At 41.5% G+C, this 23928-nt stretch carries 23 protein-coding genes and 1 pseudogene; 9 read left to right on the forward strand and 15 right to left on the reverse strand.

Annotated features, from left to right (window positions below):
* The first annotated feature begins 84 nt into the window (after window positions 1–84).
* Window positions 85–636: a transcriptional repressor gene (locus ACQY1Y_RS04065; RefSeq protein ID WP_002737956.1), complete on the forward strand. Its 552-nt coding sequence runs from the start codon at window positions 85–87 to the stop codon at window positions 634–636.
* A 4-nt stretch (window positions 637–640) separates the two neighbouring features.
* On the opposite strand, the gene ACQY1Y_RS04070 is transcribed toward ACQY1Y_RS04065, so the two are convergent.
* The gene (locus ACQY1Y_RS04070) at window positions 641–1063 is read right to left on the reverse strand and encodes a SufE family protein (protein WP_069475603.1); all 423 of its coding nucleotides are present in this window, start codon (window positions 1061–1063) and stop codon (window positions 641–643) included.
* A 329-nt stretch (window positions 1064–1392) separates the two neighbouring features.
* On the opposite strand from ACQY1Y_RS04070, the gene ACQY1Y_RS04075 reads away from it, so the two are divergent.
* Window positions 1393–2157 carry a DUF3782 domain-containing protein gene (locus ACQY1Y_RS04075; RefSeq protein WP_430014029.1) on the forward strand — a complete coding sequence of 255 codons (765 nt, stop codon included), beginning with the start codon at window positions 1393–1395 and terminating at the stop codon, window positions 2155–2157.
* 232 nt (window positions 2158–2389) lie between these two features.
* Here ACQY1Y_RS04075 and ACQY1Y_RS04080 read toward each other — a convergent pair whose 3' ends face one another.
* Window positions 2390–2617 (reverse strand): DNA-directed RNA polymerase subunit omega, encoded by a 228-nt coding sequence (locus ACQY1Y_RS04080; protein ID WP_002737694.1) that lies wholly within the window; start codon window positions 2615–2617, stop codon window positions 2390–2392.
* A 1058-nt stretch (window positions 2618–3675) separates the two neighbouring features.
* Between ACQY1Y_RS04080 and ACQY1Y_RS04085 the strand changes: the two genes are divergently transcribed.
* Window positions 3676–5121, forward strand: coding sequence for an Ig-like domain-containing protein (locus ACQY1Y_RS04085; protein ID WP_002735311.1), 1446 nt, complete (start codon window positions 3676–3678; stop codon window positions 5119–5121).
* 208 nt (window positions 5122–5329) lie between these two features.
* Entirely contained in the window at window positions 5330–7567 is a 2238-nt protein-coding gene (locus ACQY1Y_RS04090; protein WP_430014030.1) for an FUSC family protein, read from the forward strand.
* A gap of 29 nt (window positions 7568–7596) precedes the next feature.
* On the opposite strand, the gene ACQY1Y_RS04095 is transcribed toward ACQY1Y_RS04090, so the two are convergent.
* The 9 genes and pseudogenes from ACQY1Y_RS04095 to ACQY1Y_RS04135 form a co-directional block, all read right to left on the reverse strand.
* Complete coding sequence (locus ACQY1Y_RS04095) at window positions 7597–9669, reverse strand: AAA family ATPase (protein ID WP_430014031.1); 2073 nt, start codon at window positions 9667–9669, stop codon at window positions 7597–7599.
* A gap of 72 nt (window positions 9670–9741) precedes the next feature.
* Entirely contained in the window at window positions 9742–9918 is a 177-nt protein-coding gene (locus ACQY1Y_RS04100; RefSeq protein ID WP_002740601.1) for a hypothetical protein, read from the reverse strand.
* Window positions 9919–10019: 101 nt separating this feature from the next.
* Window positions 10020–10610, reverse strand: coding sequence for a 3-isopropylmalate dehydratase small subunit (gene leuD / locus ACQY1Y_RS04105; protein ID WP_002773071.1), 591 nt, complete (start codon window positions 10608–10610; stop codon window positions 10020–10022).
* Window positions 10611–10714: 104 nt separating this feature from the next.
* On the reverse strand, window positions 10715–11152 hold the full coding sequence (locus ACQY1Y_RS04110) for a class I SAM-dependent methyltransferase (RefSeq protein WP_002735100.1): 438 nt from the start codon (window positions 11150–11152) through the stop codon (window positions 10715–10717).
* Between the two features lie 5 nt (window positions 11153–11157).
* Window positions 11158–11709, reverse strand: coding sequence for a bifunctional adenosylcobinamide kinase/adenosylcobinamide-phosphate guanylyltransferase (gene cobU / locus ACQY1Y_RS04115; protein ID WP_430014032.1), 552 nt, complete (start codon window positions 11707–11709; stop codon window positions 11158–11160).
* 48 nt (window positions 11710–11757) lie between these two features.
* Window positions 11758–12135: a phosphomannose isomerase type II C-terminal cupin domain gene (locus ACQY1Y_RS04120; RefSeq protein ID WP_016514790.1), complete on the reverse strand. Its 378-nt coding sequence runs from the start codon at window positions 12133–12135 to the stop codon at window positions 11758–11760.
* Between the two features lie 204 nt (window positions 12136–12339).
* Window positions 12340–12585: pseudogene (locus ACQY1Y_RS04125) on the reverse strand (flotillin family protein); the annotation flags it as partial.
* A 71-nt stretch (window positions 12586–12656) separates the two neighbouring features.
* Complete coding sequence (locus tag ACQY1Y_RS04130; RefSeq protein ID WP_430014637.1) at window positions 12657–14393, reverse strand: IS1634 family transposase; 1737 nt, start codon at window positions 14391–14393, stop codon at window positions 12657–12659.
* A 117-nt stretch (window positions 14394–14510) separates the two neighbouring features.
* On the reverse strand, window positions 14511–15584 hold the full coding sequence (locus tag ACQY1Y_RS04135) for a flotillin family protein (RefSeq protein ID WP_430014033.1): 1074 nt from the start codon (window positions 15582–15584) through the stop codon (window positions 14511–14513).
* 125 nt (window positions 15585–15709) lie between these two features.
* Here ACQY1Y_RS04135 and ACQY1Y_RS04140 point away from each other — a divergent pair, with 125 nt between their 5' ends.
* Entirely contained in the window at window positions 15710–17224 is a 1515-nt protein-coding gene (locus ACQY1Y_RS04140; protein WP_430014034.1) for a SagB/ThcOx family dehydrogenase, read from the forward strand.
* Between the two features lie 81 nt (window positions 17225–17305).
* Here the strand turns inward: ACQY1Y_RS04140 and dndE are convergent, their stop codons facing one another.
* Together dndE and ACQY1Y_RS04150 are read right to left on the reverse strand one after the other, a co-directional pair.
* On the reverse strand, window positions 17306–17704 hold the full coding sequence (dndE, locus tag ACQY1Y_RS04145; protein WP_002735106.1) for a DNA sulfur modification protein DndE: 399 nt from the start codon (window positions 17702–17704) through the stop codon (window positions 17306–17308).
* A gap of 214 nt (window positions 17705–17918) precedes the next feature.
* The gene (locus ACQY1Y_RS04150) at window positions 17919–18176 is read right to left on the reverse strand and encodes a chlororespiratory reduction protein 7 (protein ID WP_430014035.1); all 258 of its coding nucleotides are present in this window, start codon (window positions 18174–18176) and stop codon (window positions 17919–17921) included.
* 30 nt (window positions 18177–18206) lie between these two features.
* Here ACQY1Y_RS04150 and ACQY1Y_RS04155 point away from each other — a divergent pair, with 30 nt between their 5' ends.
* From ACQY1Y_RS04155 to ACQY1Y_RS04170, 4 genes are all read left to right on the forward strand, one after another.
* On the forward strand, window positions 18207–19682 hold the full coding sequence (locus ACQY1Y_RS04155) for a protein adenylyltransferase SelO (protein WP_430014036.1): 1476 nt from the start codon (window positions 18207–18209) through the stop codon (window positions 19680–19682).
* Between the two features lie 588 nt (window positions 19683–20270).
* Window positions 20271–20894, forward strand: a complete 624-nt coding sequence (locus ACQY1Y_RS04160) for a sulfotransferase family 2 domain-containing protein (RefSeq protein WP_430014037.1) — start codon at window positions 20271–20273, stop codon at window positions 20892–20894.
* A gap of 210 nt (window positions 20895–21104) precedes the next feature.
* The gene (locus ACQY1Y_RS04165) at window positions 21105–21380 is read left to right on the forward strand and encodes a hypothetical protein (protein WP_002737737.1); all 276 of its coding nucleotides are present in this window, start codon (window positions 21105–21107) and stop codon (window positions 21378–21380) included.
* Window positions 21377–21745: a clan AA aspartic protease gene (locus tag ACQY1Y_RS04170; protein WP_430014038.1), complete on the forward strand. Its 369-nt coding sequence runs from the start codon at window positions 21377–21379 to the stop codon at window positions 21743–21745. The genes ACQY1Y_RS04165 and ACQY1Y_RS04170 overlap by 4 nt, the downstream gene beginning before the upstream one ends.
* Before the next feature lie 91 nt (window positions 21746–21836).
* Here ACQY1Y_RS04170 and ACQY1Y_RS04175 read toward each other — a convergent pair whose 3' ends face one another.
* Together ACQY1Y_RS04175 and ACQY1Y_RS04180 are read right to left on the reverse strand one after the other, a co-directional pair.
* Window positions 21837–22211 carry a hypothetical protein gene (locus tag ACQY1Y_RS04175; RefSeq protein WP_430014039.1) on the reverse strand — a complete coding sequence of 125 codons (375 nt, stop codon included), beginning with the start codon at window positions 22209–22211 and terminating at the stop codon, window positions 21837–21839.
* A 47-nt stretch (window positions 22212–22258) separates the two neighbouring features.
* Window positions 22259–23920: a metallophosphoesterase gene (locus tag ACQY1Y_RS04180; RefSeq protein ID WP_430014040.1), complete on the reverse strand. Its 1662-nt coding sequence runs from the start codon at window positions 23918–23920 to the stop codon at window positions 22259–22261.
* Window positions 23921–23928 lie beyond the last annotated feature (8 nt).

The raw sequence follows: 23928 nt of genomic DNA on the forward strand, positions 1-23928 counted from the left end.
TCAACTACTGAAAACTGTTGCCAATGGCTCGCCGAAACGACTATCATTGTCAATTAAATAGCTTTTATTGAGAGTCGATCGCTTATGTCTGCCTACACTGCCTCCTCCCTGAAAGCGGAACTCAATGCACGGGGGTGGCGCTTAACTCCCCAGCGAGAGAAAATTCTGCACGTTTTCCAGAATTTACCGAAAGGCAATCATCTCAGTGCCGAAGAATTGCAGGAATTACTGGACAAACGGGGGGAAGGAATTAGTTTATCGACGATTTACCGCAGTGTTAAACTAATGTCGCGGATGGGAATTTTGCGGGAGTTGGAATTGGCCGAGGGTCATAAACACTACGAACTCAATCAACCCTATCCCCACCACCATCATCATTTGGTCTGTATTCAGTGTAATAAAACCATCGAATTTAACAATGATTCCATTCTCAAACACAGTCTCAAACAGTGTGAGAAAGAGGGTTTTCAGTTAATTGACTGTCAGCTAACGGTGATGGCCATCTGTCCGGAAGCTTTGCGGATGGGTTGGCCGTCGGGAATACCGAGTAATTGGGGTTGCACCCGTTCGCTGGTGGATACTCGTTTCCAAAACTGCGAGATTCCCGAATCAAAGGAACCGGAACCAGAAAACTAGACATCTAAGCGGACATTCCCAACTGAAAACCGAGAGCTTTTTTCTGCATTAATTGGAAAATATTATAAAATCCGTTGGCGCGGGAAGGGGTAAGACTGACTTTTAAACCGGTTTCTTCGATAAAATCCGGGGTGACTTGCAGGATTTCCGAGGGAGTCAGTCCATTTAACCCCTCGATTAACAAAGCAACTAAACCTTTGACTAATTGCGCGTCGGAATCGCCTTTGTACCAAACTTGGCCATTTTCGAGGTCGGCAGTGATATAAACTTGGGATACACAGCCCTGGACTTTATTAGTGGGTATTTTGGCAGATTCTGGTATTGGTTCTAGTTTTTTAGCAAAAGCTAGTAATTGTTCGTATTTTTGCTTAGGATCGGTACGACGTTTGAGGCGTTCGACGATGCGATCGAGATTAGACGGGAGCATATTGCGAGTTAAAATAGGAAAAAATTAGCCAATAGCTTTTTTATATTAGCATTCTTGCGGAAGTTGCGCGCTGTGGTTATCGCTGCCAGGACTACCTTGGTCAGAGCGCATTGATGCTATCTGCTAGAATTGGCATCAATCAAACGCCACGCTTGCAGGGGTATTCATCCGACATTTTAGGTAAATTCCAGAAAAAAAACCACCCTAAACCCCACATTTGTCAAGTGTTTTACATAATTTTAATATTTCTTGCCGTTTTGCTCTCTCGCTCTCGTCCGGCTTCTCGACGGAATCGCTAAAATGATCAGGGGTGTTTTAGAGGCAAGTCTATGAGTGAACCAGTAACTCTTGAGGATATTTACCAGCTATTCCGCGCTTCCGCTGAGGAATATGATCGCCGGGCTGCCCAATCCAAGGCGGAATATGATCGCCGGGCTGAGGAATATGATCGCCGGGCTGCCCAATCCAAGGCGGAATATGATCGCCGGGCTGAGGAATATGATCGCCTGGTTGCCCAATCCAAGGCGGAATATGATCGCCTGGTTGCCCAATCCAACGCGGAATATGATCGCCATAGAGTCGAAATAGAGAACCTCCTGGCCGAATCTAAACTAGAAAGCGATCGCTCGATGACAGAACTGAAACGCACCGTAGAACGAACCAGCAAAGCGGTAGATAGTCTGACCACTCGCTGGGGTCGATTTGTGGAAGAGTTGGTAGAACCGGCGGTTTTACGGCTTTTTCAGGAAAAAGGCATTGATATTAAGGAAGTTTATCCCCGTGCTAGAGTCAAACGTCAGGGCATCGCCATGGAAATTGATATCCTAGGGGTGGATGATACCGATCTCGTGGTGGTGGAATGTAAATCGAGATTATCTCAAGATGATGTAGATGAATTTATTGAAAAATTGACTCGTTTTAAAATCGCTTTTCCCCATTATCAAAACTATCGAGCCTACGGTGCAGTGGCAGGAATTGAAATCAACGAGGGAATCGATCGCTATGCTTATAAAAAAGGTCTATTTGTGATTAAACCCTCCGGGGATACGGTGGCTATTATTAATGATGCCGACTTTCAACCGAATACTTGGTAATTTCCCTAGTCAAAACAATCGCTATGGTTAACCTTTCCTACAATAAAAATCGCCTTCTTCCCAGTATCGAGAGGAAAGTGCGATCGCCGCTCAAGAACGTTTGATCGCCGCTCAAGCAGGTTTAGCCAAACAGGAAGCGGAACAAAAAGCCCAACGACTAGCGGAAAGACTAAGAGCGCTGGGTATCAACCCCGATGAAGTTTAGGGGTTGCTCCCCAGCAATTTTAGGGGATTAATCGCGTAATAATTCCGGTTCGGTTAATTCGTCGGTCATTTCCATCAGGGCCCGTTGGACGGGTTTAATCATCGGGTCGTCGATATTTTCTACGGTATCGTAGCGGACCCGCTTGGCCCGTCTAGCGACCTGCACGACGATCGAGTAACGATTGCTGGCCACATTCATCAGTTTATCGGTGAGATAAATCATCTCGGAGGAGTCGAATTTAAACCGTTTGGACATAGTTATATTTAGCCTTCTCTGGTGAATTTGGCAGTTGTCACTGATAATAGGTTAGTGATCAGTTTTATTACTCACTCCACCTTACCACATTTTGTCAACCTTAAGGATAGAGTCCTATTCCATCTAGATTGGATTTTGTCAACTACTTTTTACAAAACTTAAATCAATTTTATACAAGTTTAAAAATATACAAATAAAGAGATAATTTTTGAAATAAATAAACCCAAAAAAGGGACACCATTGCCGGGGCTGTAAATACACTTGAACACATAACTTCCCCCTCGATTTAGCTTCCGGTGATGCTATTCCCATGGCCTTGACAGTGCCGGCGATCGATGGTTAAAAATAAACAGATGCTGGATCCCCATCCAACATCCGCGTTCTAACTCTGCACACATTTTGCTAAGTCCTCATGATAAGTTAAAAAACGCTTCCTTTTTGGGGGCGTTTTTATTTATTCGATTGAAAAAACCGATGACAATCATTACTAAAGCTGATAAGAAAGTGGGGTGTGGGGTGTGGGGTGTGGGGTGTGGGGTGTAGGGTGTGGGGAGTTTTCTCAGTGAACTGATAACTGATAACTGATAACTGACTTCTAACCCAATTTTGGACAAAGATAAGTAAAAATTATTTATTGACCGTAAAAACTTGAGAATATTTAAATTAACATTCCGCAATATTTATAAATTCTTAAGAATTAATTGAGAAAGATTTTTATTTAACAACGATGTTATGCTGGTTACAGCGATTTGATAGAATTTCAGAATGGGTTGTTCTGTGCTTTTTTAGCCAGCAATGGTGGAAACCCTTGTCAAACCTAGAAGGTGATCCTAATTAAAACGGGTAAATCAGTCAATTTCACCCACAACGATGATCTTTTTTTTATGTAGTTTTATTGCAAAAAAAAAGTTTTTTTGACAAAAAGCACAAAGTATGATACAGGCGCAAGGTGTTTCTGGTGGCGAGTAATTATTGTAGAGGGGGGAGATGGGAGAATAAATAAAAGCAATCTCCTGACGACCGACGACCGACTACTGATAACTGATAACTGATAACTGATGAAAAGATTAGCTTGGTTTGATCGCTTAGTTTTAGCGAGTATTTTGGCTTTAATTGCCGCGATATCGTCGATTTTGATCCAGGGAAATCAAGTCCCGACCCGAGGGGAGAATTTTAGCTGGCAAGGGCGAAAAATCGGCGTTAGGGACAATTATTTTACTTTAAGTTTTAATCGACCGATTGACCGTTCCGATATAGAAACCAGCTTGGTGATCAATCCTCCCTTACCGGGTAAAATTAGCTGGGCCGGAGATCGCTTGACCTATACTTTGACGGAATTGCCCATCTACGGCAAGAAATATCAAGTAAAGTTACCCATTGCCCAAGGTGAGGACTTTATCGGCGAATTTTACAGCCACGATCGAGCTTTTGCCTATATTGGAGTCAACCAAGAGGAAAGAGGCCGTTTAATCGTCTGTAATATCATTCAGGGGGCAAATAAGGTCACAGAACTGAAAAAAACCATCCTTACCCCTGGGGATCTAGTGGTCACGGATTTTCAAATCTATCCGAGGGGGGATAGAATTTTATTCTCGGCCTTTGATCGCTCTGACTTAGGACGAGATACCCCAAAACAGCAACTTTACACAATTACCACGGGTTTAAATCATGACGAAAATAGTCAAAATTTGCCTAGTGGTCGTATAGAAAGGTTTTTAGATGCGAAAACCTATCAAAATCTGCGATTTAATCTCTCAGATAACGGCAAAACCCTAATCGTGCAGAGAATCAATCACGGGAATCCGGGGGATGCCAGTTTATGGGTAATCAGCGATGATGGACAATCGCGACCGTTAGGAATACAAGGGGATATTTTTTTACTATCTCCCGACGGTAAAAAAGCGGTTGTCAGTCAAACGGGAGGGGTAGCGGTGATTCCTTTGGATGTGCAAGGGGGAAAACCGCAATTTTTGCCCACCTACGAGAAAATACTCGCTTTTTCCCGGGATGGTCGCCAAAAACTCATGGTGAAATCGGAACCAGATAATCAGCGATCGCTATTTTTGCTCAATGATCAGGGAGAGTCAAGACTACTATTAAGAACAGCTAATCCGATTATTAGCTGTGAATTTGAACCGCGACAGGAAAAAACCCTTTACTGTCTGAAAAGCGATCTGGTTATGGGCAGCGATGGCAAGGTGAAAGAAGAACCATTTTTAGCGATTATTGAGCTAAAAACGGGTAAAATGATCCCCCTGCTGGCCTTACCTAATTATCGTGACGTGCAGATGAGTATGTCTCCCGATGGCGTGGCTTTATTATTTGATCAGTTAGCAACCATACCTTTTGGAGTCGGAAATGATTTAGTCACTGGGGAGGGGTCGAGTATTGCCGATGGTCGTCTCTGGTTATTACCGCTTCCTGATCAGTTCAGTCCCAATAGCATCCCGAAAATTTTACCTCAAGAACTCAACCCTGGTTTTAAACCCCGTTGGCTGCCCTAACACAGCAGAATTAAGGAGTTAGGAGTCAGTCCCGATGAAAAAATTTTCACCCCCACAGATGAAAGAGGTTTCCTTCCCTACACCCCACACCCTACACCCTCTTTCAAGTCAGGAGACAGGAGGGAAATCTTTCCCTAATCAGGTGACTCGGAGAATGCTGACTCCCGAAAACGAAAACCTCATACCTCACCATTAAGATAAGTGCTATATGCTACTTCAGCGATTTGCTTTTTTATTGCGTCCCAGTGGCGATATCGAGATCGAGCGGGGGATTCGGACTTTATTAGCCATCACAGTGCCGATTATTATCGGTGATATTTTAGATCGGTCAGAATTGGGGTTAATGGTCGGTTTAGCGGCTCAAATCTTGATTTTAGCGGATGTGGGGGGACTTTACTGCCTGAGAGCGAAAACCCTAGTCGCTACGACTATCGGGATGGCTCTAGCTTTGATTATCGGCACATTAGCCAGTGCTTGGCTAGGATTGACCGTAGTGATAGTTTTTTGCGGGTTGTTTCTAGCGGGTTATTTGACGGTTTACGGGGAAAATGGGGCGTTAGCTGGGGTAGTAATCAGTTTATTGCTGCTTTTGGCCGTTTCTTTGCCATCGGGAGATATGATCGTCGCTTTACAACGGGCCGGAATTGCTGTGTTGGGAGGGGGATGGACAATTTTTTTAGCCCTGTTTATCTGGCCTTTTCGTCCTAATCAGCCTTTACGTCAGGTAACAGCGGAAAATTTTCAGGGTATCGCCACCTATCTCCGTTCTTTGCCTTTACACTCTTGTTCTAATGCTAATGAGGAGCCATATTTTGACCAAATTCGCCAGCTGTTGCTCCGTTCGAGGAAAACTGTCACCTTGACGCGTCGGGGACGTTGGGGAAAGAATGAGCTGCGGGAATTGTTAATCGTCTTGATCGAAGATAGCGATCGCATTAATACCAGCTTAATTGCACTGCGAGAATTGCTTCATCTTCATCCCTTGCCACAACTGACCACGGTGGGTATTTTATTAGAAGATATTCTCGTGCAAGTGGCGGAAATTAGCGAAGATATTGCTGGGTTAATTTTGGGTAGAAATAAACAACCGGATTGTGAGCGCTTGCAGCTATTACTCAAGGCGATCGAGCAGCAAAAAAACCTGCAAGCTAAAGTTTTAGAAAATGCCCAGGATGATTATAGCAGTTATGTGGCAATTTCCCAATTAAATAATCGTTTAAAAAAATTATTTAAACAGCTAAAAATAGCCAGTGAAACAGCGCAACATTTGCGGCAAAGCGAGGAATTTCCAGATAAAAAAAATCCCTGGCAGCGGAACTTTGAAGGGATAGAAAAAGAGTACGGTCAAGAAAAAGCTTGGTGGGAACCATTAAAATCTAATTTTAATCTAGAATCGCCCCTATTTCGCCATGGTTTACGCTTAGGTTTGGGAAGTGCGCTAGGAGTTTTGATTTACCATAAGCTAGGAATTACCCATAGTTTTTGGATTGGTTTAACCTTAGTTATTGTGTTAAAACCAGATTTTAGCTTGACTTTTCAACGCTTTTTTAATCGGGTGTTTGGCACGATTTTAGGCTCGTTTTTTGTTTTGGCATTGTTGCCAATTATAGATAATTCGATCTGGTTAGAAATTATTGGGGTGATTTCTATAGCGATCGCTTTAGCTTTAGTGCGATTTCACTATAGTTTGGCAGTATTTTTTATCACAATTTTTGCTTTAATTATCAGTCGTCTCGATGCCAGCAATGACGGGATTAATTTAGAGTATATCAGAATAGTTTATACTTTAATCGGTAGTGCTTTAGCCTTTGTACTTTCCTTCGGTTTTTTACGGGTTAATGAAGATGAACGTTTTTCCCTCGCTGCCATTAAAGCATTAGAAGCTAATCAAATATTTTTTCAGTCAGTTATGGCAGTTTATTTAGGAGAATCATCCTATCAAACTGCAATTTTATCTTCCTATCGCAATAAAGCTCGACGAGCAAATACAACTATGCAAACGGCCTTACAACGATTAATTGACGATCCTAGCACACCCTTTCCACAAATGGAACCGGCAATCACTTTAAGTAATTATATTCCTCGTTTTGGTCGCGGGGTGACAGTTTTATTGACGGAATTGGAACAATATCGCGGTAGTCCTCCCCATCCTAATCTAAGTCTGTTCACGCAACAAATAACCCAAGCTTTGACGCAATTAACCCAAGCTTTGCAAGCAAATAATCCTCCTTTTCCCTTACCTCCCCTCGAAGATACTTTAGAAAATATCCTCGATCATTTGCAAGAATTGCGAGAGGAAAGGTTAGTGGAAATTGGCCATCAGAAAGAGGGAACTAATCTCCAGAAATATTTAGGGGATTATAATATTGTCACCACGGAACTTGTGGAATTATCCAGTCGCGTTGGAGTAATGAACACAGCAATTGATCGTTTTATTAGAAGTTAAAATTTAGTTATAACAACAGAATTTAGTAGTCAGGAGGAAAATCGATTAACTTCGATAATTTCCGTATATTCAAAATTATTAGGACTGCGTTTCACCAGAGAATAATTAACACCATGAAGATTAATTAAATCCTCTTGACAATCTGCTTTCGGAGAATTATAAACTAACACATATTCTTTACCAATATAGGGAGAAATCTCGGTTTCTACTTCTCCTCTCCATTGAGTTTTTGTCACTAAAACAACTAACTGATTGGCTAATTTAGGAATAGCGATCGCGACTTGCCGACGATAGATATGATCAAGACTACCAAAAGGGGAATCCATCACCAGAGGAAAAGTGCTGCTATCAATTCCCATCAAAGTATTTTTCTGACTCCATTCTCGCACTCGATCGATAATTCCCCCGATAAAAGATAAACTAAGAATCTGATTTTCTCCGGTAGAAGCTGCCACGGGAATTGCGAATCCTGTGGTATTTTCTAATAGTCTTACCTCGTAATCGGGACTAATACGGGGAATATAGGGAGTAAAAGAAATTGAGCTAAAGATTTCCTGTACCCGTTTTTCTAAGGACAAACGAAACTGATTTTCTAATCTCTGTCTTACCTCACTAATGCGATTAATTGCCTCTTGAGTCACTAAAATACGTCGTTGTCCTAAATTAGATTTTTCCTCTTTTTGTTGCTGTTTTTGTACCTGCTTTTGCAGGGATTCTAACTCTTTTTCATAGATATCTAGTTGATTTTTATTGCTGCCCTGTTCCAAGCGTAAATCTTTTAGGGAATCCTCAATCGCATCTAAGCGAGATTGCAGATTTTTAATATCTTCATCGGGATAATGGCGAAATTTATCCCGCACTTCATCTAATTCTGATTCTACTAAAGATAATTCTAAGCGCCACTGGTGAATATTAGCTTGATAATTATCCACTTCTTGCCAAAAATCTAAGACTTTTTTATCCATTTCTTTGACTGTGGAAGATAAGCGAATGGCTGCTTCTTCTACATCGGCCATTCCTGCTTTATTCATCCAATCTTGTACCTGTAAATAAGCTTGGCTATTTTCCTGTAATTCCTGACCACAAATACATTTTTTTCCCTCTAATAATTGTTGGACAAATTGCTGTTTGATACCACTGGGTAATTCCCCTTGTTGTCGTAGGCGATCGATTAATTGCTGAAAATTTTGATTAATTTCTTTTAAAAAGACTTGATAAGCTTGCTGAGAAATTAATTTCTTTAACTTATCCTTAGTTCTGACTAAATCTTGCCGCAGATTTCTTTCCTGTTGTTCTAATTTTTCTTTTAACTGTTTTAATTCCTCGGCACCACTTAACTCTAGTAAGCGATTAGTCACGGCTTTTTTTAATTCTTCTTGCTGGGATAACTGGCTAATAATATCTTGCTGACGCTGTTTTAATTTCTCGAAATCCTGCTCAATTTTACTTTCCTGTTTTAATAACTTTTTTAAATCCGATTCCCCTAAATCTTTAAGCTCATCTTGTAAAGATTTCTTAGCTTTTTTTAAATGCTCGATCGCTCGATCTAATACTTTAACTCCCAATAATTCTTTTGTATCTTCGGCGATTTTACCTTGGCTACTACTACGAAATTGATGATCGATATATTCCCCATCAAAAAAGAAATAACGGTGTAAACTTTCGGGTAAAATTTGATTAATAATATCCTCCGCTGGTTGATTGGGTGTGTACCAATTACCATCATCACCAGCGTAGAGCATATATAAACTATTTGAACCGTATTTAATCTTACTATTTACATCTTGGTAGGCGAAAAATTTTCGTTTTACCTGATAGCGTTTATTTTCATGTTCAAAGTTTACTTCCGCGGAACATTCTATGGAGGTTCCCGTTGTTACTTCGGTAATTGCCCGTTTATTAACTAATAACTCTGGTTCGGCAAAAGCTGCTGTAAATTTTTCATAAAGAACCCAGGTACAAGCATTTAAAATTGTTGTTTTTCCCGCTCCATTATTGCCATAAATTACCGTCGTATTGCGAGAACTCGCCGCTAAATGTATCTCAGGAGTCTTACCATAAAATTGTCGAAAATTACATAACTTTATTGATAGTAGTTTCATATTTATATGGAGGGGATGATGGGGAAGTTTTTTCAGTAAACCGATAACTGATAACTGATAACTGATAACTGATTATTGGATTACTTCTTTAATAATTGTTAAAACATCATCATTGATATTGCGAGGATTGCGCTGGTATAACTTATCTCTTTCCAATTTTAAAACGCGATCGATGATTTTTCGCACATCTTCGGGAGCGTTTAAAATCGGTTCTTGGATATTTTGGAGATTATTATCAGAATTAGTCATAGGGCAGATTTTTTAATATTTACAGCTGCTGCATTTCCAACAAAATCCCTGCCGGGGTACGTTAATCTATTGCTAACGCACCCTCAGCCTAGATTGTTTCCCTAGACGAAACTTAAATAGGGTAACTTTTGCGCGGTAGATTGAATCAGATCGAGATTTTGTAACAGCTGTCTGCAGGTATCCCAACCCCCTTCTATTAACATCTGTCGGGAACCTTCATTCATAGACACGGTAGCGACAAAATCCCCCCATTCCACTGTCATGGTTGTCAAGGAAAGATCGACGGGAATTTCGGGATTAGCGGCAATTAAATCCTGTAAATGGGTGATGGTTTTTGCCTCAGCAGTGACACAGGGAACCCCATTAGCGATACAATTGCCAAAAAATATTTCGGCGAAACTTTCCCCGATAATTGCTTGAATTCCCCAACGTAAAATCGCTTGCGGTGCGTGTTCCCGAGAAGAGCCACAACCAAAATTACCATTGACTACCAGAATTTTCGCCCCTTGGTACTGGGGTAGATCGAAAGGATGACTCCCCTGTAAAGCGGCTCGATCATCGGCGAACACTTGTTCGCCTAAACCTTCAAAGGTGATACAACGCAAAAAACGAGCCGGAATAATGCGATCGGTGTCAATATCGTTGCCTCGCAAGGGTAAAGCTCGTCCAGAGATGGTTTTAACTTGACTCATGATCTTTTTCTAACTTTTACTAGCAGTGATAAAAAAGGTGGTTGCATCTTGCCATACCCCCTGATCGGTGGCATTTTTCTCGATTTCTCGGCGATAATTGTTCACTAGAGTCGCAATTTCGGCAGCCGATAGGCGATCAAACCGCCTTTTTTTAACCATTGATACCATTTTGCCAGCACTTGCGGGATATCGGGGAAAAGTGCAATCGCCAGAGAACAGGTAATCAGATCGAAACTAGACTCGGCAAAGTCAATGGCAGCTATATCAGCGTTAATTAGGTCAATATTCTCGATATTTAATGCTTCTAGCTTTTTTTCGGCTCTGGCAATCATTTCCGGCGTGAAATCAACCCCGATGACACTTTTTACTTTTGGGGCAATTGCGACCGCTATAAATCCCGTTCCCACGTCTAGCACAGATTGGCTTTTTTGTAAATAGAGATAATTTACTAATTTAAGGGCGCGAGCTTGCGTAAAATCGTTATCGTAATCGTGACGAAGGGCATAAAAATCAATTACTTGACGCTGATAATCGTTGCTCAACTTCTCTATTGCCCAATTATCGACAAAGACTGACCCAATTGACTTAAATTAAGAGCATGGCCGCCGGTAACTAGATAAACCGCGTCTGCTATTGTGCCAATTCTACGACAGAGATCGCCTAAACGATCGCGAAACAGACGACCGAGGGGATAAGCGGGAACCACACCCCAACCGGTTTCTTCCGCTACCAGAATAACATCAACCGCCGCATTTTTGAGGGAATACAAGAATTGATCGCTAATTTCTAACCATTCAGCTGCCGACATTTCTAAACAATTGGCTACCCAAGTACCGAGGGAATCGATCAATAAACAGTGAGTAAATGGGCTATTATCAATAGTTTCGCTCAATTGTCGGGGAATTTCTTGGGTTTGCCATTGGGGGGAACGTCGCTGCCGGTGTCTTTCAATGCGATCGCACCATTCTTGATCTTTTTCATCCACCGAGGAGGTGGCGATATAAATAACGGGTTTTTGGCTGATTTTGGCTAAATATTCGGCCCATTCACTTTTCCCAGAACGGGCAGCCCCTGTAACTAGGATAATTTTTTCATCCACGATCGAGATTTTAGCAAATAACTAAAGTATATACGGAAGAAAACTGTCCTATTCTGCATCATCAAAACGGTGAATATCATCATCTCCTAAATATTCGCCATTTTGCACCTCAATCATCACCAGAGGAATAGAACCGGGGTTTTCCACCCGATGACGGGTATTCATGGGAACGTATGTAGATTCTTTTTGTTTGAGGAGAGTTTCTTTTTCATCACAGATTACCCGCGCTGTACCGGAGACGACAATCCAGTGTTCACTGCGATGGTAGTGCATTTGGGTACTCATGTGATGGCCGGGTTTAATGACAATGCGATTGATGCGATACCGGGAACCTTCCTCCAATACCGTCACTGTTCCCCAGGGGGGAGTCCGCGTCATTTCTAGGTCTTGGGGAGAAGGGGAGGGATCATTAATTAAGTCATCCATGGTGGTGGTCTCCAAACTTGATTAACATTCTAGTGGACAATCTCTGGTTTGCAGCTATTAGCTAAAGGTGTGTGGGGTGTGGGGTGTGGGGTGTGGGGTGTGGGGTGATGGGGTGATGGGGAGAATAAATAAAATAATCTATTGAATCCTGTCTCGGAGTCTCCTGTCTCGGAGTCTCCTGTCTCCTGATAACTGATAACTGATTCAAGAGGGCAATTGTTTAAAATCAAAATTTGTGTCTTTACCCTTGACAGATGGCTCGGTTTGTGCTAAGCGATTAGCCATTTGTACCAGATCCACCCCGGTAGCTTGACGCAATTGTTCGGCAAAGGCAGTCATTTTGGGGACAAGATTACTATCACCCCCGTCCACTACCGTCACCGTTTGCACCTGCACTTCTGGGACACTAGCGACCATTAATTTCAGCAATAACTCCAGTTTTTGGTATAACTGGACTTCCCCGTTGACAAAAGGCCATAACCTATGCTGTAGGAGGGATTAAGAGAATTTCCGCCGCCCCGTTACTGGGTACAAATCAGGGAAACTCCCAATAAATCTAACGCTTTTTGTTGCAGTTGGGTCGGTCGAGTTATCTTAGAAAAACGATAACTTCCCTCCCTAATCGTACATTCCACTGTATTCAAGCAAATTGTCCCCAGGTCTTCCAACAAAGTCCGAAAGCTATGCACAGGGAGGTTCTCTTGATTCCGTTTTTTTCTCTCTTTAGACTGAGCGGATTCACTGCGACTCGCTTTAATCACATTCAGAGAACCATCATCAATTTCTTCATCCTCAAATAACAAAGGAGCCAAGCACTGTTTTAAATGCCATTCCACATAATAAGCCAACATACATAAAAAGATATGAGCTTTGACTCTATCACCCTGATAATGATATATAGGACGTACCTTTAAATCAATTGACTTATAACAGCGAAATGCCTCCTCCACTTGAGACAAACTTTTATAAGCTTTAACCGTCGTCGCTGCATCCATCAAAGTTGACTCCAGAGAAGTTCTTAACACATACACACCATCCAAAGCCGTTTCTTGAGCGATTAATTCCCGCTGACGCTGATAAGAAAAGCCTTCCTCTGTTATCTCTAAGTTATAGTATTTATTGACCTTAAACTGATTAAGAACCTTGCCCACTCTCAAAGCTATCTTATCTTGACCCTTTAAAGCTCTTTTCTCCCTTTGAGTCGCCTGAACAATCAAATCTAGTTCCTTCTCTACCGCTTCTAATAATGCCTCTCTTTGTAGTTGATTTTTCTGGGCGATTAAGGGATTCCGACAAGCAATTAATCTTTCATCGGGATAATCTTCACTCTCAAATTCCACCAAGTTTACCTGATCAAATAATCCTAATTGAATCACTTCTACCTCAGCCAGTTTCCGAATTTGAGGCTTAGTTAAACCAGTAATATAGTCTAATCCTTCTATGGGTTTTACTAATTCGTTGATTTTCGAGTTGGTTAAAATTCCTCTATCGCTTACCCAGACAACATTCTCAATCCCCCAACCCTTTCTGACTTTCTCAATTTGTCCGCTTAAAGTAGCACCGTCTGAAGTGTTTCCTTCAAATACTTCTACCGCTATCGGACAACCCTTAGCTGAACAGAGCAGACCAAAAACTATCTGAGTTTTCCCTTTCTTTTTATCTCGGTTATAACCATATTTTCCCAGTTCACAACCATTTCCTTCTAGGTAGGTAGAAGTGACATCATACAAGACTAATGTTCCTGATTCTAAGTGTTTAATTGCTAGGTGCTTCTCAATTTTCTCTTGTTTTTCTAATAACCAATCTAAGGCGTTATATAATTCGTCTTCATCGGCTTTCTCTAAGTCTAACAATTGTCCTAAACTCTGACTACAAGTCTCGCTATTAAACCCTCTCGCTGTGGCTAGTTTCGATTTAGGATTGATGATTCTTGCCACAATCATCGCCACCACTAAGTTTCTGATTCGTGAGGATTTTTCACTGATTATTTTATCTAAACCTAATTTTTTAATCGTCTCTAAAATAGCCATTACATGACCATGAGGAAGACTTCTAATCACTTCAAAATGATTGGGAATGCCTTCAGTCATGGACAGTGTTGCGCCTTTAAGAGCCAGTTTCAGATTGTCGATAATATCATCGGGTAATTTTGAGAGATTCGCCAGGGTTCTTTTTTTGACTTGATCTCCTTCTCGGTAGGACTCCCGAAGAAGAACGGCGGGGGGGGAATTACGGTTAGGAACTTTTTCTATATACATGGCTATCATTCTAGCAAATAGAGAGAATTCTTGTCCATTAAGAAATGTTACAAATTACATGGGTACATTAAGAAAAGTTAAGGGGCGTATCCATTGATGGATAAGGGTTTTCGGCTATTATAGTATATATGTATGGGGGAAGTTCAGGTATAAAAAGATGTTTTTAGCGTTATTTCCCGCTCCTTGCCAAGAAGCCGCCAGTTTTTTGGTTCCTTCCGCTTGCGCTTTCCCCTGTTCGATAATTTTGGCTGCTTCCCCCCGGGCTTTTGCGATCGCTTGTTGACATTCCGCTGCAGCGGGGGCGATCACATCTGCTTGTAATTGCTGTTTCACCTGCTTAATTCGGGCAGTTTGTACCGCCACTTCTGCCTGTACTTTAGCTAAATCGGACATAACCACCGATTCTACCTCGGCAATCATGGCGCCGCGCTTAGTTTGAGTGTCGCGCACCCGTTTTTCTGCGTCAGCTTTGGCTATTTCTAAATCTTTTTGGATACGACGCAAAGCGGTTAGACGTAGATTCTCGGAATCCTTGATAATCGATGTTTTTCTGGCTTTTGCTTCTGCTATCCGGGCATCTCTCTGTAATTCGGCTTTTTGCTTCCGTCCGATCGAATCGAGATAACGCACCTCATCGGAAATATTCTGGATCTGCAAACTATCCAAAACTAAACCCAATTTTTCCAGATCCTGTTCCGCTTCTTCTAGGAGACTTTTAGCGAAAGCAATCTGATCGGAGTTTGCTTGTTCTGGGGTTAAATTCGCCAGGACACCGCGCAAATTGCCCTCTAGGGTTTCTTTAGCCAATTGTTCGATTTCCTTGCGTTTCTTGCCCAATAAACGCTCGATCGCATTGTGAATAATCGGTTCCTCCCCAGCAATTTTAATATTCGCCACCCCGGTGACGATCAACGGCACACCGCCCTTAGAATAGGCATTAACCACCCTGAGATCGATGATCATGTTGGTCAAGTCCATTCGATACACTTGTTCTAGCATCGGTAAACGAATACTGCTGCCCCCTTTTACCAAACGATAACCGATGGTTTTGCCCGTGGCCGTGGGACGACGACTACCGGCAAAAATTAAAACTTCACTCGGTTGACAGATGTGGTAATAGTTACGGATGACTAATAAACCCGCACCTGTCCCTAAACCGAAAACTCCCAGTAAAACAGCGATAATTTCCATAGATTTTATGTGGGTGAAATTGGTGATTATCTTTACTTTTAGCCAATCGACTCTCTGGCTGGTTGATTTTTTGGGGGTCATCGATATTAAACTAAAAAGTAAAGCTTAGACAGCCTATCTTTATCATGCCAGATCAGCCAATCTCGATCGCCCAATACTACCACGAGCGGACCAAATACGACCCCCAGACGATCGCTTCAAAAAGTAAAGGTCTTGATTGGAGTCAACAACCCTATCCTTTCAAAGAATACAAAATCGGTCAGACTTTCGATCTCAAACCCTACCTCTCCCGTCAAATAGTTCCCCAGAAAGGAGACTTTTGGCGACGTATATCGCGAATTTTGGGCTGTAGCTATGGATTAACTGCCAAAATCGCCACTATGGGTAGTCCCTTGTACCTGCGTTCTGCACCCTCTGCTGGTGGATTATACCCCGCCGAGGTCTATCTGATCTCCCGTGGCACGGAATTTTTACCCGCCGGTCTCTACAGTTATCAAGGTCAAAGTCACTCGCTGCTTTTATTCTGGGAAAGTGATGTCTGGACGAACCTACAATCTGCTTGTTTCTGGAATCCTGTTTTAGAAAATACCGATATCGCTTTAGTTACCAGTGCCATTTTTTATCGATCCGCTTGGCGCTACGAGGATCGAGCCTATCGGCGTATTTTCCTCGATACAGGGCATTTATTGGGCAATATTGAGCTATCAGCCTCGATTAATGACTATCGCGCTCATTTAATCGGTGGTTTTAACGATAGTCAGATGAATGAATTGCTTTATCTTGATTCCGAGAAAGAAAGTGTCATGACGGTGATTCCTTTGGCAGATCTGCTCAATATCCGGCAAAATCTCCCCCCTAGTACCACGGCACTCCCTTCGACAACCACGACTCTTTATCCCAAAATTGCCGAGGGGGAATTATTAAACTCTCTACACCAAGCCACTATCATAGCCACAGATGAGAAGATAGAAGCAAATATTACCCCGTCTAATTGGGAAGATAAATATAATTTTCCTTTTTGTCTAAAAGTTTCGGTGACATCTCGTCCCGTCAATTGGGGGGAAGATTTAATCGATCTGGAAAGTACGATGCTTAAACGCAGATCTACCCGCGCTTATAGTGGTGCTAGTCTCAGTTTAGACGAATTGCGAGCGCTGCTGCATTTTACCTATCAACCCCAAGATTATGCCGACCAAAATCTCGATCCCAATCCCGATTATTTTGCTCTGGATTTATTGGAAACTTTTATCGCTGTTTCGGCAGTAACTGGATTAGAGGAAGGCTGTTATTATTATGCTCCTAAAGCCCAAGAATTGCGGCAAATTCGCTTTAAAAATTTCCGGCAAGAGTTACATTATCTCTGTTTAGGTCAGGATTTGGGACGAGATGCGGCTGCTGCGGTTTTTCATACGGCGGATCTGTCAAAAGCAGTGGCTAAATATGGCGATCGAGTCTATCGTTATCTTCATGCAGATGCGGGTCATTTGGGACAGAGATTAAATTTAGCAGCTATTCATCTGGGGTTAGGGGTTAGTGGTATCGGTGGTTTTTTTGATGATCAAGTTAATGAAGTGTTAGGAATTCCCTCCGATGAAGCAGTTATCTATATCACTACTTTAGGCCGACCAAAAGTTTTTTAAGGTGAGTTTAAACCATTATAAGGATTAAGTATAAACCACAGAGGCACAAAGAACACAGAGAGGAAGATAGATGATTATTGTTTAGGATTCTCTCAGATTTTCCCTCTCTAATTCGATTAAATTATCGATTTTCTTTAGCTTGGCATCCCCAGCAAGATAACCGATCCCGCGATGTAAATGTAAGCGAAATTGTTGAGTTAGAGTTTCTTTATCGGTTCCTAATCCGTCTTGATGACAACGTTGTTTGAGGGCAATTAAGAAAATATCGGCCATTTCTCCCCCGAATACTTTCCAAGATAATTCTACATTGCTATCGGCAGGAATAGGAACGGGAGAGGGGAGACTCGGTTCAGCAAGGGAACGACAAAAAGCCCAACGACAGAGGATATTCCATTGGTCAATTTTGGTGTAGCGTTTTAATTTTATGAGGCTATCTTTGGCGGTTTGAGATAGTCGAAAACGTTCGATCGGTGATTCCATAATCTATAATTTTACCTCGCTCTGACTGATGATAGAATAGTTAGTCCTTCTCAATCCTGTTTAATAGGAGAGTGGAAAGTGCGGTCACTTCTCATTTTACAAAGACAGTGATCGCTTTTACTTTTGATATTCTGATGGGAGAATAAAACAGCCCTACTTGATAAAGGGAGTGTCTGACAGTTTTTAACACCTAACTACTTAATAATGGGTTTCCTTATTTTTCCAAACGGACCACATACCATTGTAGATAACCCCCCTCACCCAGGTCTAACTCGCAGTAATTATCGCGCAGATAGAGAGCTTTTTCCTCAAAACTAGAGAATTTTGCCAATTGTCGGGGACAAATCTCCGGTTTTGCGGCGATTAAATCTTTTAACTTATCGCGTAACTGGTCGGGAGTCTGGAATTGTTCAGGTTGATCGGCCTCAAGGACAAGAAAATAGTCCCCTTGATACATAATAGAATCGGGCATCGCTGTTTGATAGTCTCAGTAGAAAAATTTTTGGCTATCTTTATCACTTTATCGCCTCAACGCTCGATCGACACCACCACTATGACAGACCATCTCACCAATCCCTTTCTCAGTCTCCCTTCCGAAAGCGCCATGCAGGACTTGGGGGACCAATACTACGATCAAGTTGCGGCTGCGGATTTTCCCCGTCATATCCTTCGTTTTCGCAATGATGCTTTATTACCTTTGGTGGGAATTCAGCCAGAATTAACCTTAGATGAGCATTTTATCGAGGCTTTTGGTAAATTTCAAGCCCTGACCCCCTTTTTAGCCCTGCGTTACCATGGTTATCAATTTGGCGAGTATAATCCTTTTTTGGGAGATGGTCGCGGTTTTCTCTACGGTCAAGTTAGGGGTATTGATGGCAAATTATACGATTTTGGTACGAAAGGATCGGGACGGACCCCCTATTCCCGTCACGCGGACGGTAGGTTAACTCTCAAGGGTGGAGTTAGAGAAGTCTTAGCCGGGGAAGCTTTACGCGGTTTAGGGGTGAATACCTCTCGCTGTTTGAGTTTGGTGGAAACGGGGGAACCCCTCTGGCGTGGTGATGAACCTTCCCCGACGCGATCTTCGGTGATGATTCGAGTTAGTAATTCTCATATTCGTTTCGGGACTTTCGAGCGTTTATTTCATATTAAACGTGCCGATTTAATTAAAAGACTCCTCGATCATGTGATTATTTATTATTATCCTGAAATCGATCCCCAAGATAGCGATCGCTATTTAAAATTTTACGCCGCTTTAATCGAAAGAACCGCTAAATTAGCAGCCCAATGGATGGCCGCAGGTTTTTGTCATGGGGTTCTCAATACCGATAATATGTCAATTACGGGGGAAAGTTTTGATTATGGTCCCTACGCTTTTATTCCTTCCTATAACCCCCAATTTACGGCGGCCTATTTCGACTACGGTGGTCGTTATAGTTACGGTAATCAGCCTTTTATCTGTCGTTTAAATCTAGAGTTACTGCAATCTCCCCTGGCCATGGTTGTCTCCTTGTTAGAGTTAGATATGGCCTTGGCTAACTATGACCAGCGCTACAATTTTTATTATCAAAAAATGATGCTTAAAAAGTTAGGTTTTGAGGATATTTTTACTCCCGAATCCGCTTTACTGGTTAGCAAAACCGTGGAAATTCTCCAAGAAACAGGCCTCGGTTATCACGAATTTTTCTATCAATTAAGTGAACAATTTAATTACGGTTGGCGAGAAAATAGTTCTCTAATTCTTGAAAATATGGATTTACCAAAAGCTGATTGGCAACGTTGGCGAGAGTTATATAGTTTGGTCTTAAATCAATCACCCCCAGATTATTTGGCTCAAATTGACGACACTTTAAAGCATTATAATCCTAAAACTGCTTTACTTAGACCGCTAATCGAATCGGTTTGGGAAGCAATTACCTCTAAAGACGATTGGCAACCTTTCCAGGAATTAGTGATAAAATTACAAAATAAACAGTAATTAAGTAATAAGTAGTGGTGCAAAATTAATTTCTTGGTTAGGAGAGGCAAGAGGTAGTTAAATATGTGTAATTAATTATCTCTAGCTACTTATTTAGGTCATTTCCTGAAATGCGTTGGACAAAAATTGACCAGACTTGGCGATCAATGTTTCCCTTCTAACCATTAAGAGTGCCAAAATAATAGTAAAATTTTGTGACAAAGTGCAGTCAGCTCTAAGAATCTTTGCTAGAATTCTAGAAGGCTTCTGTGATAAGTCTCCTTAAAAGAGATTGTTTGCAGTAAACTAATCTGGCTAACACGCTTTTGGGTGTGATATGGGGAAATTTTCTTGCGATTGCGCCCAAATGGAGTGATATACAGAAAGTTGACTCATATCGTTACTCTGGAGAGTGGGCTCTTCTCGACTTTGTGTGATAATTTTTGCTTATGAAATTGTGAAATGTTTACTGGGAAAGACTTTTAGGACTATTTTGTTAAATAAACTATCAGTATAGACCTCGTTTCCACACAGAAACCAGAAGAGCCGAGAGTGTTATACAGAAAGTTGACCTATAATATGTAGTTAGGCACGAGGAGAATAATACGCATGCTGATATCGAGAGAGTACAAGTTTATATTCGTCCATATTTATAAGAATGCTGGCACAAGTATTACAACGGTGCTACGACCATTTGCAATAAGTCCATGGCAGTGGAAAGCTTATAGGTTGATAAAAAAGGCGGGCTTTCCTTCTCCTTTCTTTGATCCTCATCCATTTCCTGCGCATGTCAAGGCATCCGAAATAAAAGAGAGTCTTGGAGCAGAGAAATTCAATGAGTATTTTTCATTTGCTGTAGTCAGAAACCCATGGGATTGGCAAGTTTCACTCTACAAATATGCGTTGAAATCAGAAACACATCATCAGCATGAGTTAACAAAAAATTTAGGTAGCTTTGAAGAATATATAAAATGGCGATGTGAAAATGAAGTTAGATATCAAAAAGATTTTATATATGAGAACAATGAGTTGCTTGTTGACTTTGTTGGGAGATATGAAAGCCTAGATAATGACTTCAACGAAATATGCTCTCGCATTGGAATCTCCGTCTCGTTACCAAAACTAAATGTATCAAATACAAAACCATATCAGAGTTACTATTCTGAGAAGAGTAAAGAACTTGTAAAGGAAGCATTTGAACCTGATATTAGGACATTTAATTATGAATTCTAAAAAAGTGCGATCGCCGATCTTGTAGGGTGCGTTTCCTAATCTGGCTCCCACTGCCCCACCGATCGATTTTGGGGAACGTACTCTGCCCATGGATTGAAGCTGTGAGTTTAAGTACGATGCCGCTCTGGTGGGACCAGTTGAGGAATGTTAGGGAAGATTCCCCATGTTTGATTAAAATAGAGGGGCAAAAGTCGCCACAGGGTCGCTTCAATGACAGTTCGACAACCCCGCTACAGTAAAGAAGAATTTGCTCGACGTGGTAATGAGATTTATCAATCTCAGGTACGTCCCCAAGTCGAGGAGGGAAATCAGGGGAGAATTGTGGCGATCGACATTGAAACAGGGGCTTTTGAAGTAGCGGATGATTTGGTAAGCGCAGCGAAGCAACTTTCTGCACGAGTGCCTGATACTCAGACATGGTTTGTTCGCATTGGGCATTCAGCCGTCGATCACTTTGGCGCAAGGAGCCTGAGAACAAAGCCATGATGCAAGGTCGTGTAAATCAAGGGTGTGAGGCGACGTTGGCGATCGCAGTCAGAAACCATGAAACAACGCAGATAGTAGATGCTGTAATTGATACAGGATTTTCGGGTTTTCTCACCTTGCCGTCTGAGATAATTGCTAGTTTAGGGTTTATTTGGGAGGGTCGAGATCTTGCGACATTAGGCGATGGGACTTTCTGCACGTTTGAAGTTTACATCGGGCTTGTGATCTGGGACGGGCAATATCGTGAGATTTACATCAACGAATCAGAGACGGTTCCGTTGATTGGGATGCAGCTATTACGAGGATACGATTTGCGAATTCAGGCAATTGAGGGTGGTTTAGTTACGATCGAAGCGTTGAAGTAGAGTGCGATGCTGAAGGCACTGGGTAGCAGTACGCCATCGCTGCAGCAACGTGAAAGCTAGAATATATTAAGCCCTATACGCTAGATGTTGTCTATGACTGAACGACTTGAGCAGGCGATCGCCCAATTAAAAACCTTGTCAACCGCTCAACTAAATCGGGAATTTTTTGGGTTAATACTGCTTGGGATTGAATTGTTCCTTCAATTTTAGCTGTGATAATTTTGACTTCCGTGATTTCTTTGTGTAGGTTAATAAATTGCTTGTTATTTTCTTCTCTCAGGGTTTCTAGTTGTTGGCGATTATCTTCCTTTAGCGTATCAATTTGCTCGCGGGTGTCTTCTCGCAAGGAACTTATTTGCTCACGGGTTTCTTCTCGCCGGGAACTTATTTGCTCGCGGTTTTTCTGTCGCATTGCCGAGAGTAAGTCTTTCAATTCTTGAATATCATTGCTGGTAACAGTAGTCATAGAATTAACCCCAAGAGAATCTATTTAACCGGCACTCTTTGATTTTATTATATTTCACCTACGCTAAAAAGATCAAATTCATCAAATTTAATTACCTCGGAGTCAGGATAACGGGTATCAAAACGATAACTGCTCACGGTTCCTTTTTCTGTATCTAAAATGCTAAAAACCGTCAGATCATTACTGGCAATATAGGGTAAAGGTTGATTAACCAAATCCACTAGAGGAGCAATATTCGGGATAATTGCTGGTAATCCATTGGGATTACCGATGGCCGCATAATTTCTATCGAGAGGTACAGGACGTTTTTTATCACCTAAATGAGCGCCATAACTATTACCAACGTTAGAAGATTCAAGAAAATTCATACCCTTAGGACTAAGAAAACGATTCCATAAATGAGAATGACCATAAAAAACCAAATTAACCTTGGCTGATTCTAATAAGGGAATGAGATCATGAATAATATAATCATTTTCTTGGGGATAATCATAACGTACTGATCTAACTTTTCCCGTGGCATCCCGTTCAATTGTCGGCACGGGATCGGTGTAAGGTGGCACGATATTTCCTCCTAGGGTATGGGGAGGATGATGAAACATAACTACTTTATATTTAGCCTCTTGAAATTCTCGACTATTTAACTCTTTTTCTAACCATTGATATTGAGGACTATCCTGAGCAATTGTCTCAAAAATATGCTGACCGTAACCCCAGCGACTGGGACTATCTAAATCTCTTTGATTTTCGTAATATCTTCCCCTTGCACTGGGTTCTAAATTGGGATTTCTCCAGATATTAGTAACATATAAAACCACTAAACGAATATCGCCAAAAGTGAGAGAATAATATTTATTTTGAGGCAAAGAAAAAATTTCTTCGTAGGTTTCTGTGTTAAAAGCATTATTTTTTAGCCAGTTTTCACTAATTGCTGCTGTATCCTCCGCTAGTTTTTTAGCAATAAATTGAGGAATAGCATCTTTAAACTGTTCATTTAAACCTGTGGAATTAGAAAATCTGCCCATAACTTCATGATTACCAATAGCAGGAAATAAGGGAGCATTTTGAATAATTTCTCCCCCTTTATAAATAGTCTGAATACCATTCTTTGTCAGAGGATAATTAGCACGACCTTGTAAACAGGGAAAAAATGCCCCACCGCGACTATCATCAAACCATTCGGAAGCTCGATCGGGTATATTAACTAAATCTCCTGCTAAAAAAACTGCATCCACCTGTCCAATAGTTTCAATAACTTTTTGTAAATTAGCGGCAGTCATAGGCATTAATTGATGATCGGAAGTGAGCAGAATTTTGAGATTAGTTCCTTTTTTTGGTCTTGGGGTAAGAGTATAAATATCACTTCTAATCGCTTTATTTTCCTGAAAACTGGTGACTTGATAGGGAATCCTTTCCCCCGAATTTAAATCAGTAATTTCGGCCTGATGTCGCCAGATTTCTCGATCGGTTAAAGATTGATAAGCTTCAAGGGTTCTCGATTGAGCATCTTCTCTAACTCTAGTTAATTTGCTAGTACGAGCGGGGGCCATTTTCTCTAGTTTTTCCCCGTAGCGCACCTGATGACCAGTGCCAAAAAATTCCGTAAACCAAATCACTTGTATTGATGTTTCGGTGGGTAATTGTAAAAAAGGTTCGGTTAAAAGTTGCTCCTTGTTCATTGTCGCTAAAAGATAACTGCTGTGCTGCATTTAAACAG

Origin of the sequence: Microcystis ichthyoblabe FBCC-A1114 (genome assembly GCF_050500245.1) — a bacterium.
In the GTDB taxonomy this organism is placed as follows: Bacteria; Cyanobacteriota; Cyanobacteriia; order Cyanobacteriales; family Microcystaceae; genus Microcystis; species Microcystis ichthyoblabe_A.